Origin of the sequence: Micromonospora sp. WMMD1102 (assembly GCF_029626265.1) — a bacterium.
In the GTDB taxonomy this organism is placed as follows: Bacteria; Actinomycetota; Actinomycetes; order Mycobacteriales; family Micromonosporaceae; genus Plantactinospora.
In genome coordinates this window covers 5,848,942-5,860,958 of the sequence record NZ_JARUBN010000001.1, presented here as the reverse complement: position 1 = coordinate 5,860,958, position 12,017 = coordinate 5,848,942, and the positions used below count along the sequence as shown (strand labels likewise).

13 protein-coding genes are annotated in these 12,017 nt (G+C 70.7%); 7 read left to right on the top strand and 6 right to left on the bottom strand.

Annotated elements, in window-relative coordinates; all coding sequences use genetic code 11:
- From O7626_RS26250 to O7626_RS26235, 4 genes are all read right to left on the bottom strand, one after another.
- A complete protein-coding gene (locus tag O7626_RS26250) occupies positions 1-663 on the bottom strand; it encodes a hypothetical protein (protein WP_278063754.1) in 663 nt (220 codons plus the stop codon).
- Positions 664-930: 267 nt separating this feature from the next.
- Positions 931-1,386, bottom strand: coding sequence for a peptidase inhibitor family I36 protein (locus O7626_RS26245; protein WP_278063753.1), 456 nt, complete (start codon positions 1,384-1,386; stop codon positions 931-933).
- A 624-nt stretch (positions 1,387-2,010) separates the two neighbouring features.
- Positions 2,011-2,202 carry a flavin reductase gene (locus tag O7626_RS26240; RefSeq protein ID WP_278063752.1) on the bottom strand — a complete coding sequence of 64 codons (192 nt, stop codon included), beginning with the start codon at positions 2,200-2,202 and terminating at the stop codon, positions 2,011-2,013.
- A 107-nt stretch (positions 2,203-2,309) separates the two neighbouring features.
- A complete protein-coding gene (locus O7626_RS26235; protein WP_278063751.1) occupies positions 2,310-2,618 on the bottom strand; it encodes a hypothetical protein in 309 nt (102 codons plus the stop codon).
- 363 nt (positions 2,619-2,981) lie between these two features.
- On the opposite strand from O7626_RS26235, the gene O7626_RS26230 reads away from it, so the two are divergent.
- Positions 2,982-3,764 (top strand): helix-turn-helix transcriptional regulator, encoded by a 783-nt coding sequence (locus O7626_RS26230; RefSeq protein WP_278063750.1) that lies wholly within the window; start codon positions 2,982-2,984, stop codon positions 3,762-3,764.
- Complete coding sequence (locus tag O7626_RS26225; RefSeq protein WP_278063749.1) at positions 3,754-3,942, top strand: DUF397 domain-containing protein; 189 nt, start codon at positions 3,754-3,756, stop codon at positions 3,940-3,942. The genes O7626_RS26230 and O7626_RS26225 overlap by 11 nt, the downstream gene beginning before the upstream one ends.
- A gap of 110 nt (positions 3,943-4,052) precedes the next feature.
- Here the strand turns inward: O7626_RS26225 and pepN are convergent, their stop codons facing one another.
- Entirely contained in the window at positions 4,053-6,605 is a 2,553-nt protein-coding gene (gene pepN / locus O7626_RS26220; protein ID WP_278066319.1) for an aminopeptidase N, read from the bottom strand.
- Positions 6,606-6,828: 223 nt separating this feature from the next.
- Here pepN and O7626_RS26215 point away from each other — a divergent pair, with 223 nt between their 5' ends.
- The 3 genes from O7626_RS26215 to O7626_RS26205 all read left to right on the top strand — a co-directional run bounded on the left by O7626_RS26215 (position 6,829) and on the right by O7626_RS26205 (position 9,441).
- On the top strand, positions 6,829-7,458 hold the full coding sequence (locus tag O7626_RS26215) for a DsbA family protein (RefSeq protein WP_278063748.1): 630 nt from the start codon (positions 6,829-6,831) through the stop codon (positions 7,456-7,458).
- A 103-nt stretch (positions 7,459-7,561) separates the two neighbouring features.
- Positions 7,562-8,905, top strand: a complete 1,344-nt coding sequence (locus O7626_RS26210) for a DUF1015 family protein (RefSeq protein ID WP_278063747.1) — start codon at positions 7,562-7,564, stop codon at positions 8,903-8,905.
- 62 nt (positions 8,906-8,967) lie between these two features.
- Entirely contained in the window at positions 8,968-9,441 is a 474-nt protein-coding gene (locus O7626_RS26205) for a ribose-5-phosphate isomerase (protein ID WP_278063746.1), read from the top strand.
- A gap of 110 nt (positions 9,442-9,551) precedes the next feature.
- Here O7626_RS26205 and O7626_RS26200 read toward each other — a convergent pair whose 3' ends face one another.
- Entirely contained in the window at positions 9,552-9,866 is a 315-nt protein-coding gene (locus O7626_RS26200) for a hypothetical protein (RefSeq protein WP_278063745.1), read from the bottom strand.
- A gap of 239 nt (positions 9,867-10,105) precedes the next feature.
- On the opposite strand from O7626_RS26200, the gene O7626_RS26195 reads away from it, so the two are divergent.
- Together O7626_RS26195 and O7626_RS26190 are read left to right on the top strand one after the other, a co-directional pair.
- The gene (locus tag O7626_RS26195; protein WP_278063744.1) at positions 10,106-10,687 is read left to right on the top strand and encodes a hypothetical protein; all 582 of its coding nucleotides are present in this window, start codon (positions 10,106-10,108) and stop codon (positions 10,685-10,687) included.
- A 121-nt stretch (positions 10,688-10,808) separates the two neighbouring features.
- Positions 10,809-11,978 carry a glycosyltransferase family 2 protein gene (locus O7626_RS26190; RefSeq protein ID WP_278063743.1) on the top strand — a complete coding sequence of 390 codons (1,170 nt, stop codon included), beginning with the start codon at positions 10,809-10,811 and terminating at the stop codon, positions 11,976-11,978.
- The last annotated feature ends 39 nt before the right edge of the window (positions 11,979-12,017 follow it).

The window sequence follows — 12,017 nt, the reverse complement described above, 5'->3', positions numbered from 1 at the left end:
CTAGGCGGTGATGATGAGAACCAGTTGAACGGCGATCAGGATGTCGATCACTGCGCACCATTCGGCGAAAGTGGGTGCGACGACCCTGTCGAGCTTGAGGTGGATCAGATCCCAGATTCCGTGTGCCAACCAGGCCGCTGCTACGAGATATCCTGCGATGGTCGGCTCCTGGGTGAGGATCGCTAGTGCCGCGAAGCTGACTGCGGCGAAGCCGCCGAATGCGAGCGCCTGCGTTTGCAGTGTTCGGTCCCTCCTCAATTGCCCGTCGGCGACGCTCCAGATGAGGACCAGCAGGGCGATGGCCGTCAGGACGAACGCCGGGTCCACGTTGCCGACGATTCGGGTCAGGACCACAAGGCCGATGCCGGTGAAGACCACCGGCCATGTGGCGCGACGCCGACGTAGCTTGGCGAGCACCAGGTAGCCGAGCGGCAGCAGGACGAAGACTCCGCCCAAGCTCTTCGTCAGGTCGGGTGCTTCCGCGGACGGGGTCTCGGCGAGGAAACCGGGCAGGGACATCGCCACGGCGACCGCGGTCGGCCAGCGGTTCCTGAGCCAGACCAGAAGCCCGCGCGCGGAGCGCGGCCGGCGGTCGGTGGAGGGCAGGTCGTGGGCAGTCGCGCTGGGGTCGGGAGAGTGCTGGTTTGTCGACTGGCTGTTCACCGGAAACCTCCGGGTGTGATGGTGGTGCCAGGTCGTGAGGGAGGAGGTGCGCGCCGCCGCAATGGGGTTGCGCTGGTTGGCGTCGGGACGGCGCGAGCCGCAGGACCGACGCCCGTCCCGCTGTGGGTCAGGTCGCCCGCAACTGGCTGCGAGACCGGGTGCCAGAACTGATCGACGGTCCTGTGCTCGATCTTTGGTGGTGACACGGGGGCGGAGTGCGAGCCCCAGTAGAGGCCGTTCCTCTGGCTGGGACTCGCATCGCCCGGGTTACGGGCAGCCGATGAAGCCGATTGACGAAGCCTGGTCGTTCCAACCGGTGGTGGTGAAGTTCCCGTAGGTGCCCGGGGGCATGGTGTTGTCGGGGTTGCCGCCGTTTATGCCCCAGGAGACGCAGTAGGTCCTGTCCGTATTGTTGTGCCAGGAGCTGGCCTCATCGTTGAAGTCATTGCGGGTTTTGCATTTCCACGCTGCTACACACGGAAGTTGTGTGAAGTTGCTGTCGTAAGCACCAGCCGCCCACCTGTACCCGCCTGTTCTCTGATCGACGTCCACGAACAGGCACACGTACCCAGCCGGGCAGATCGGGGCCGCCGCGTCCAGGATCAGTGGCGATGCGGTGGCGGTGGTCCTGTCGTCGCCCGTGCTGGCGTGACTGGTGCCGGTCGTCGACAACATCGTCGCCAGAACAGCAGCCACCAACATCAACGCCTTTACTTTCCTCATGCTTGTGCCTCTCTCGGATCTGTCAGGTCCACCAACTCGTGGCCTAGACCTGTCGGATGTGCTCGGCTCGGACACCCTCGTGAGCGCTGTTGACGCGGTTGACTCGGTCGGAATCCGGCCTCCCCTCGTGTCGGCCCGCGATACGCGAACGGATCAAGCCAGTCGCCAATCCGCGGTGACGGTCACGATTTGTGCTCGGTGACGGACGGAACGTTACGCTCGGCGGATTTCACATCGGCTTCAAGCGGCAGACACAATCCCACCGCGTCGCGCTCGGGCATCCGTAGGTCCAGTCAACGTACGCTCGCCCGACCGCGGGGGGGCACTGCCGCGGTCCCGCCGTTCACGAGATCCGCGAATTCGTCCGCGACGCACGGGCTCCGCTCGACAGATCACTCGGCACCCCACGGAAACTGTCCTGGTAGCAGCTTGGCGGAGACACCCGGCGATCTAATCGTCAGGGAGTTGGTGGTTGTCCCGGCGGCGGTGGCAGTCCGGCGCCCCGGGCCGCCTGTGGGGACTCGACGGCGGCCCGGGGGTTCCACCTGGCGGACCACCGTCGATCGGTCCGCCGTTCCGCTCGCGCCGCGCCGGAGGAAGAGTGCGCGAAGGGAACCAGGAAAGTCAGGAGCGTCGGCGCCGGGGGACCCAGTAGAGGATCTGTCCGACGATCATGGAGGGATGCCGGTCGGGCAGTGCTTCGAGGGCGTTGGCGAGGTGCGCGGCGAGATACATCATCAGCCCCACCCGGTCACCCTCAAAGCTGATCAGCAGGGCCAGTCGGGCGTCCCGACAGGGCCAGTCGTGCTCGCACACCCGGCAGGCGTACCTGTCCCCGGGAACGTGTTGCCCGACAGCCCCGGCTGCTGCCGTCCGGCGTCGCGCCGCGTGCCGCTCCCATCGCGCCGACGGCCCGATCACGGCTACACCCGCTCGGCGTGCCTGGCCCGGTCCTGCTGAGCCGGAGTCAGGTCGCCCGCCCGGCCGTTGGCCAGATGCGCCCAGGTCGGCCCGTTCCATCCGTCGCGCCGGGGTTCACGGCGGGAGTCGGGCTGGTCGTTCCGCCGGCGCTCAGGCTGCGGTGTGGGGGTGGGAGTGGGGGTGGGAGTGGGTGGCGGCGGTTCCGGTCCGGCCCAGTCCTGGACCTGGGTACGGGACTTCCGGGCGACCGCGATCCTGGTCGCCTCGTCCCTGACCGCCCGCCGGAAGTCGTGCCGGCTGATGGGTCGCACATTCGGCTCGTACGGCATCGGTACCAGCTCGACCGAGTCCGGACAGGCCCAACGGAAGCCGCATCGGCAGTAGCGCCAGAGGCGCCACCACGCCCGGCGATGGCGGGAATTGCGAGAGTGTTTCATGGCGAATGCCTCTCGTCCGGCAATTTGGGGGGCGGGAGCGGCACGCCGGAGGGCACCTCTGTCCGCACCGGATGCGCCGCCCCCGTGGGCGCCCCGCCCGACGGGTAAGAAGCGGGCGTGCTTCCCGGACGGGGCGCTTACGATCCACCCTGGACCGTGACGGCCTGATCACGGAAGATAAGCACATTGACCGCCTGCTGATGGCGACATCGCCGCTGACCTACCGGGGTGATATGCATGAGTGGCCCACCGGCTTCACTGCCGGCCCGCATTCGGGAACTCCGCACCGAGCGAAAGCTGTCTCAGGACAGGCTTGCCGTCGCGATCGGCGTTTCGAAATCCTCGGTCCAGTACTTCGAGGCAGGCAAGCTGATTCCGCAGGAAGGCACGGCACAGCGCCTCGACAAAGTGTTCGGGACCGGCAGCGAGATTCAAGGGCTGGCGAAGACGGCACACGAGGACCTGCGCCCGTGGCTGCGCCCGTGGGTCGAACACGAGCGCCGAGCTGTTCTGTTGCGCGCGTGGGAGCCGACGCTGATTCCCGGCCTGCTTCAGACCGAGGAATACATGCGGCTCGTGTTTGCCGCTGTTCCATCCAACTTCGGCCGGCTTGATGACGTCGTTGCAACCCGTTGTAGTCGTCAGGCAGCCGTGCTGGACCGCAAGCCGCCGGTTGAGATGGCTGTGATGGTTGAGGAATCCGCGTTGCACCGTGGGCCGCCCGAAATCCTCAAGGCTCAGCTGGCGCATCTGGTGGACATCAGCCACCGGCCTACTGTCCGGATCCGGGTCGTGCCGGACGCGGCCGGCATCCATGCCGGGCTGGGGGGATCACTCGCGCTTGCAACGATGCCGGACGGACGGCGGTTCGGCTACCTCGACGACCTGCTACAAGGGAGGGTGGCGACCACTCCTCGTGACGTGCTCGAGCTGGAACTAGTCTGGGAGGCAGTGAACGAGCTGGCGCTGACCGCCGACCAGACCCGAGACATGATGCTGAGGATTATCAATGAGCAATGATCCAGTTTGGCGGAAGAGCACGCGATCCAACGGGTCATCTGGCAACTGCGTCGAGGTCGCCGACAACCTTCCTGGCCGGGTACTCGTCCGGGACACCAAGGATCGGGACGGCGGGACGTTGGCCTTCGGGTCGGAGGCATGGCGCAGCTTCGTCAGCCTGGCGAAGTCGCACGGCTGACGCGGGTCCCGTCGCGCGCCGACAAGTACCCGGACGGTTCTCCGGCTGGCGACGGTGCCGGGCGCCGGAAGGGAATCCGGCGCCCGGCGGCGGTCAGTTCGGTGGTGCGATCAGGACGGTGACGTGGCGTCCTTGGCGCGGGCCTTGAGTGCGCGTACGACTCCGTCCCGGCCCTCGGCGACCAGCCGGCGCAGCGGCGCCGGATGCCCCGGCTGGGCCAGCCAGGCGTCGGTGGCCCGGATGGTCTCCTCGGAGATCTGGTACGCCGGGTAGGCGAGCATCACGAACTCCTGCGCCGGCTCGCTGTCCCGGCTCGCCCAGACCCGGCCGACGACCTCGAAGAACCGCTCGGCGTATGGCGCGGTCAGCTCGGCCTGCGCCGGATGCTGGAAGCCCTGCAACAGCGCCCGGTGCCGCCAGTTCGGCAGCGCCTCGCCCTCGGTCAGGGTGCGCCAGACCGTCTCCTTGTTCTCGGCGGTGGGGATCAGCGCGGCGGCCAGCGCGGCCTCCCGCTCCCCGCCCGACGTCCGGTCGGCGGCCAGCTCGGCGTCGATCTCGGCCTGCCCGGCGGCACCGCCCGCGACCAGGGCCCGCAGCACCGTCCAGCGCAGCTCGGTGTCGACGGTCAGCCCGGCCGGCACCTCGACCCCGTCCAGCCAGCCGCGCAGCACGGCCAGCTCCTCCGCGCTGCGGGCCGCCGACGCGTAGGTGCGGGCCCAGGCCAGTTGCAGCCCGCTGCCCGGCTCGGCGGCCTGCACGGCGGTTGCCGCGGTACGGGCGAACTGCGCCCAACCGGTCGGCGCCCACTCCGGCGCGGCGTACGAGGTGAGCGTGGCGGCGACCTGCCGCAGCGTCGCGGTGACCAGGTTGATGTCCTTCTCGGCGGGCAGCCCGGCCAGCCCCAGCGCCACGTAGTCCCGGGCGGCCAACTCGGCGTCCCGGGTCATGTCCCAGGCTGCGGCCCAGCACAGGCCCCGGGCCAGCGACGACTCGAACGCGGCGATGTGCCGGACCACGGTGGCCATCGAGCGGTCGTCCAGCCGCAGCTTGGCGTAGGTCAGGTCGTCGTCGTTGAGCAGCAGCAGGTCCGGCGCGGCGGCCCCGGCGAGCTGCGGCAGCTCGGTGCGCTCGCCGGCCACGTCGACCTCGACCCGCTGCCGCCGGACCAGCCGGCCGTCGCGCAGGTCGTAGAGGCCCACCCCGATCCGGTGGGTACGCAGCGTCGGGTGCGCGGTCGACGCCTCCTGCCGGACCACCACCGACTCGTACCTGCCGTCGGCGTCGATCGACACCTCCGGGCGCAGCGTGTTGACCTGCGAGGTCTCCAGCCACTCGGCGGCGAACTTGCGCAACTCCCGGCCGGAGGCCGCCTCCAGCTCGGTGAGCAGGTCGTCGAAGGTGGCGTTGCTCCAGGCGTACTTGCCGAAGTAGCTGCGCAGGCCCTCCAGGAACGGCGCCTCCCCGACGTACGCGACGAGCTGCTTGAGCACGCTGGCGCCCTTGGCGTACGTGATGCCGTCGAAGTTGACCTCGACGGCCTCCAGGTCCGGCATCTCGCAGTAGACCGGGTGGGTGGAGGAGAGCTGGTCCTGCCGGTAGCCCCAGTTCTTGCGGATGGAGAGGAAGGTCGTCCACGCGTCGGTGAACCGGGTGGCGTTGGTGTTGGCCCAGTGGCTGGCCCACTCGGCGAACGACTCGTTCAGCCACAGGTCGTTCCACCAGCGCATGGTGACCAGGTCGCCGAACCACATGTGCGCCAACTCGTGCAGGATCGTGTTGGCCCGCTGCTCGTACTCGAAGTCGGTCACCTGGGACCGGAACAGGTAGTGCGCCTCGGCGTGCGTGACGCAGCCGAAGTTCTCCATCGCACCGGCGTTGAAGTCCGGCACCCAGACCTGGTCGTACTTCGGCAGAGGATAGCGGACGCCGAACTGCTCGTGAAAGAAGTCGAAGCCCTGCACCGTGATCAGGTTCAGGTCGGCCGAGTCGAGGTGCTGCGCCATGCTGGCCCGGCAGAAGTAGCCGAGGTCGAGCCCGTCGTGGTTGTAGCGCACCTCGTGGTAGGGGCCGGCGCAGATCGCGGTGATGTAGGTGCTCATCCGGACCGACTCATCGAAGTGGACGGTCTTGGTGTCGGCGCCGGCCGGCTCCTCGGCGCTCGCCGGCATGTTGGAGACGACCCGCCAGTGCGCCGGCACGGTCGCGTGCCAGGTGTAGACGCTCTTCAGGTCGGGCTGGTCGAAGCAGGCGAAGACCCGCTGCGCGTCGGCGGTCTCGAACTGGCTGTAGAGATAGGTCTCGCCGTCCACCGGGTCGACGCTGCGGTGCAGCCCCTGACCGCTGGAGGAGTAGAGGAAGTCGGCATCGACCACAAGCGTGTTCTCGGCGGCCAGGCCGGTCAGGGTGAGCCCGGCCTCGGCCGACCAGCCGGAGATGTCGACCGGGGCGCCGTTCAGCGTGGCGGCGCGTACCGAATCGGCGGCCACCTCGATGAAGGTGGTGGCGCCCGGCTCGGCGCACCGGAACCGGACCTCGGTCGTCGAGCGGAAGGTACGGCCGTCCGCGCCGAGCCCGGCGGACGACAGGTCCAGCCGGATGTCATAGCCGGTGACGTCGAGCAGACGCCCACGTTCCGTCGCCTCGACCTGGGTCAGGTTGCGCACTCCTGGCACGTGAATCTCCATCCGGTTCTTTCCGCCGGCTGTCGCCGTTGACAGCCCCGAGCCATCCCCACGGCCCGACGTCGAGTGTTTCATGCCCGGGGTTACCACACTGGTGCTCCAGGTCACGGTCTCATCCCGCTGTCGGTGGCGGGGCCTTGGGGGTGAAGATCGGTAAGGGTGTCGGCCGATCCCGACCTGTCCTGACGACGAAGGGAGCCGCGCCGTGTCCGAGCGCGCGTCCGTTGACATGTTCTTCGACCCGACCTGCCCGTGGGCCTGGATCACCTCCCGCTGGCTGCTGGAGGTGCAGCAGGTCCGCCCGGTCGACGTCCGGTTCCGGGTGATGAGCCTGGCGGTGCTCAACGAGGGCCGGGAGCACCTTTCGGCGAAGTACCGGGAGGGGCTGAAGAGCTCCTGGGGCCTGGTGCGGATCTGCATCGCGGTCGAACAGCTCCACGGCTCCGAAACCGTTGCCCGGCTCTACACCGCGTTCGGCAACCGGATCCACCTCGAAAGGCAGGAGCGGGGTCCGGAGCTCTACCGGGCGGCGCTGGCCGACGTCGGGCTGGACCCGGCGCTGGCCGAGGTCGCCGACTCGACCGAGTACGACGAGGCGCTGCGGGCGAGCCACGACGCCGGGATGAAGCCGGTCGGCCAGGACGTCGGCACGCCGGTCATCCACGCTCCCGGCCCGATGCCGGGGGAGACCATCGCGTTCTTCGGCCCGGTGGTCACGCCCGCACCGAAGGGCGAGGCGGCGGGGCGGCTCTGGGACGGCGTACTCCTGGTCGCCGGTACGCCCGGCTTCTACGAGCTGAAGCGGACCCGCGACGAGCGGCCCAGCTTCGACTGATCTCGGCCCTGGTGGGGCGGCTCCGGACCGGGGCCGCCCACGGGGTGGAAACGGCCGGGGTATCCGTACGCGGTGCCGGGTGCCGCCGGTAGCGTTCCGGCACATGACGGTCGTGCATCCGATCACCCGCGCCTGGGTCACCACTGGCGGCACCGGCGCCCAGAACTACGACGAGTTCGCCGACGACGCCGAGATCACGGCGATCATCCGGGACAACCCAGCCAGCGCGCTCGCGATCGAGATGCCGCACCGGGCGCCGGAGAGCCTCGGCCGGTCCTTCACCGACGCGCTGCCCGACGCGGTCGGCCGGTTGGCGCAGGCTCGGGCCGACGGCAGCTACACCCCGGCCGAGCAGGTGGTGGTGCTCTACCGGATCACCGCGCCGGGCGAGGAGCCCGGTTACGGGATGTTCGCCATGGTCGACACCGACCAGATCTCCACGAGTGCGGACGAGCCCGGACTGGTGATCCGCAACGAGGACGTCTTCATCGCCAAGGTGCGCGAGCGGGTGGCGCTGGCCGAGGCGACCGGCCACCTCCTCTCCCCGGTGCTGCTGCTCCAGACCGGCAACCGCACCGGCACCGGCACTGACGCCGGGACTGCCGATGGGCCGGCTGGCGGTGGTCCGGCCGGCAGTGGTTCGGCTGGCGCTGGGCCGGCTGGCGGTGGTTCGGCTGGCGCTGGGCCGGCTGGCGGTGCGGGGGAGGCGCTGCACCGGGCGCTCGCCGAGGCGACCGACGCGGCCGGTGCGCCGGCCGCGACCGACGTGGACCAGGCGGGGCGTACCCACGCCATCTGGCTGCTCGGGCCGGGGCCGCACCAGGCGGAGCTGCTGGCGCTGGCGGGTGCCGGCGAGCTGGTCGTCGCGGACGGCAACCACCGCAGCCTGGCCGCGCAGATCGGCGAGCTGCCCCGGTTCCTCGCGGTGATCACGACCCCGGGATCGGTGGCGATCCAGCCTTACAACCGACTGGTCAGCGAGTTGACCAGTACTCCGGACGAACTGTTCGACCGGCTGCGTGCGGCCGGCGCCCGGGTCGAGTCGCTACCCGGCCCGGCGGCGGTGCCGGACTCCGGCGGCACGATCCAGCTCTACGCGGCCGGCCGTACCTACGCGGTCACGCTGCCCGCCGGCCCCGACGGCGGTGTGGAGGCCCTGGACCACGCGCTCGTCGAGCGGGTGTTGCTGCGGGACGCCCTCGGCCTCGACCCCGGAGACAAGCGGATCACGTACGTCGGTGGCGACTACCCGGCGCGCTGGCTGGTCGGCGAGGTCGACGCCGGCCGGGCGGAACTGGCGATTCTGATCGCCCCCGTCACGGTGCGGGACTTCGTCGCGGTCAACCTGGCCCGACAGAAGATGCCCCGGAAGAGCACCTGGTTCACCCCGAAGGCACGGGCCGGCCTGGTCCTGGCCGAACTGGGTCGTGATCCCGCCCCGTTGTGATCTGTCCGGCTGTCGCCGCGCCTGCGAGCGGGCGGGCGAGGCGGGCTGACAGACTGCGCGGTATGCGCGTCTATCTGGGATCCGACCACGCCGGCTACGAACTGAAGGTGCACCTGGCCAACCACCTGGCCAAGCAGGGCTACGAACTGGTGGACGTCGGGCCGCTCCTCTTCGACCCGGACGACGACTATCCGGTGTTCTGCCTGCACAGCGGCGCCCGGGTGGTGGCCGATCCGGGCAGCCTCGGCGTGGTGATCGGCGGCTCGGGCAACGGTGAGCAAATCGCCGCCAACAAGGTGGCCGGGGTGCGCGCGGCACTCGCCTGGAACGTGGAGACCGCCCAGCTCGCCCGGGAGCACAACGACGCGAACGTGGTCGCGATCGGTGCCCGCCAGCACACCCTGGACGAGGCGACCGCGATCGTGGAGGCGTTCCTCAGTACGGCCTTCTCGGGCAACGAGCGGCACGCACGCCGGATCGGGCAGGTCGCCGAGTACGAGCGCACCCGCTCGCTGCCGCCGCTGCCGACGTCGTAGCCGGCGCGCCGGCCAGCAGCCGGCCGGCCGGACCGCCCGCCCCGCCGGACGGACGGGTCGGCGGATACGGGTAGGGACCGGCGGGTGCGGGTCGGCGGGTGCGTGACGGGTCAGCGGCCGCCGCGTGGCAGGTCCTCCCGGGGTACCCAGTTACGCCGGACCAGTACCAGCCGTTCGGCCGCCTCGGCGAGGTCGGCCTCGGTCGGTCGGGCCGCGTCCCGGGCGCGCATCGCCGCCCCGACGCTCACCTGGGAGGCGCCCGAGCCGATCAGCCCGCGCAGGCCGCGTTCGGCGTCCCGGTCGTCCCCGGCCCCCGGCCCGGTGCCCGACTCGCCGCCGCGCCGCCCCTCCGCGGGCTGGCCGCCGCCACTGCCACTCGACGACTCGTGTCGCAGTCGCCGCCGTCGCCGCTCCGGATCGGTCATCTGCCGACCATACCGGGGCGGCGGCGGCCTGGTCGTGGGCTCGCGCGCCCGCCGGGGCCGGCGGATGATCCGGGCAGCGGTCGACGGTGGTTCCGGGGATGGTTCCGGGGTGCGGCCGGTGGTGGTCGGTGGCACGTCGCGGGGTGCGGTCGGTGGTGGTTCGGCGGGTTTTTGCCCGGCTGGCTACCCTCGGAACTGGAACGGGTTCCGGGCCCGGACCGTTGGGGAGGACAGCACTGATGGCAGACCACACGCAGCCGTGGGCCGAGCGGACCGTCGAGATGCCGCCGGAGGGGCACGGGCCGGGGATGCCGCCGGACGGGTACGGGCCGGGGATGCCGCCGGGGCCCGAGGGCTTCCGGCGGGGTGTGGCGCAGGTCGGGGTGCCGCGAACGCACGGCGAGCCGGGGACGGCGCCGCACGAGCCGACCGGAACCGGGTGGCCGATGGCGGAGCAGGAGCGGGAGCGGGAGCAGCTTCCCCCGGGTTACCACTGGCGGCAGCTGCGCATCGGGCGGCACTGGAGCATGCTGGGCGGCCTCTTCGCCTTCGTCTGCTGGGGGATCTGGGCGATCTCGGCCCGGGGTGACCTGACCAGTCCGGTGGTCACCTTCGTGCTGACCCTCTTCGTCGCGGTCGGCCTCTTCGCACTGGCCCGGCTGGTCGGCCGGGTGATCTGGGAGCGCCAGCTCGGCCGGATCCGCCGCAGCGCCCAGGGCGCACACCTGGTCACCGGGATCTTCCTGGCCGGGGTCGGGGTGGCGTACCTGCGCCAGACCGAGTGGGTGGTCGACCTGTGGAACTGGGTGGCGGGGCTCTGAGTCGGTCGACCCAGCGAAAGCGACAAATCACAATTTGGTCACTCGGTAGTTACTGAACGCTCGCCAGACGATTACCCCACGCTACGATTTGGTCTCCGTCCTCCACTGGAGGTTGCCCGCGGTGACCCTGCTCAGCGTGATCGTCCCGGTCTACCAGGTGCGGGCGTACCTGGCCGAATGCCTGGACTCCATTCTCGACCCGTCCTTCCGTGATCTCGAAGTGGTGGCGGTGGACGACGGATCCACCGACGGCTCCGCCGCGATCCTGGCCCGGTACGCCGCCCGCGACCCCCGGCTGGTGGTGGTCACCCTCGACCACAACCAGGGACTCGGGCCGGCCCGCAACACCGGCCTGTCCCGGGCCACCGGCGAGTACGTCTGGTTCGTCGACGGCGACGACTGGCTGCCCGGGGGAAGTCTCGGCGCCGTCGCCGAGCGGTTGGCCCGAACCCGGCCGGACCTGCTGGTCACCGCGTACACCAGGCATTACCCGAACGGCGGGACGCGGCACCTGGGACTCTCCCAGGTCGGTGCCGGCAGGCCGGCGCCGGAGACGTTCACCCTGCGCGAGCGGCCGGCCCTGCTGTCGGTGCTGCACATCACCTGCAACAAGGTGATCCGCCGCCGGTTCCTGCTGGACCTGGGCCTGACCTTCGAACCCGGCTGGTACGAGGACGTCTCGTTCAGTTTCCCGCTGATGTTCGCCGCCGAGCGGATCACCCTGCTCGACCGGTGCTGTTACGCCTACCGGCAGCGCCCCGAAGGGGCGATCACCGCGACGCCCAGCGAGCGGCACTTCGAGGTCTTCGCACACTGGGACCGGGTGCTGGCCCGACTCGACGCCGAGCCGGCGATGTCGGCCGACCTGCGCCACCTGGTCTTCCAGCGGATGATCTGGCACCTGTTGCAGGTGCTCGGTCACCCCCGGCGGGTGCCGCCGGAGCGCCGCCGCGAGTTCTTCGCCGAGATCGTCACCCGGTACCGGGCACACCTGCCGCCGGCCGGCTACCAACCGCCCGGCGGGGCGGCCGGGCTGAAACACCGGCTGGTGGGGCGCGGGGCGTACGGGCTGTTCAGCGCGCTCCAGGCCGCCCGGCGGGCACACCTCGGCGTGGTGACCCGGGTCCGGCATCCGCGGTCCGCGACCCAGCCGGTGGCCGGCACCCCCACCCCGGCAGCGCCGGTCGTGCCCGGTGGCCGTGCCGAGGCGGTACCCGGCAGCCGTACCGGGGTGGTGCCGGGCGACCGTGCGGAGCCGGTGCCGGGCGAGTTGACCGACCGGGTGGGCTGAGCCGGGGTGGGCTGAGCGGGGGGTGGGCTTGACCGGGTC

Coding starts and splice junctions, on each gene's coding strand:
- O7626_RS26225 (WP_278063749.1), top strand. CDS start 3,754: ATGAGCAATGATCCAGTTTGGCGGAAGAGCACGCGATCCAACGGGTCA.
- O7626_RS26230 (WP_278063750.1), top strand. CDS start 2,982: ATGAGTGGCCCACCGGCTTCACTGCCGGCCCGCATTCGGGAACTCCGC.
- O7626_RS26210 (WP_278063747.1), top strand. CDS start 7,562: ATGACGGTCGTGCATCCGATCACCCGCGCCTGGGTCACCACTGGCGGC.
- O7626_RS26245 (WP_278063753.1), bottom strand. CDS start 1,386: ATGAGGAAAGTAAAGGCGTTGATGTTGGTGGCTGCTGTTCTGGCGACG.
- O7626_RS26195 (WP_278063744.1), top strand. CDS start 10,106: ATGGCAGACCACACGCAGCCGTGGGCCGAGCGGACCGTCGAGATGCCG.
- O7626_RS26200 (WP_278063745.1), bottom strand. CDS start 9,866: ATGACCGATCCGGAGCGGCGACGGCGGCGACTGCGACACGAGTCGTCG.
- O7626_RS26205 (WP_278063746.1), top strand. CDS start 8,968: ATGCGCGTCTATCTGGGATCCGACCACGCCGGCTACGAACTGAAGGTG.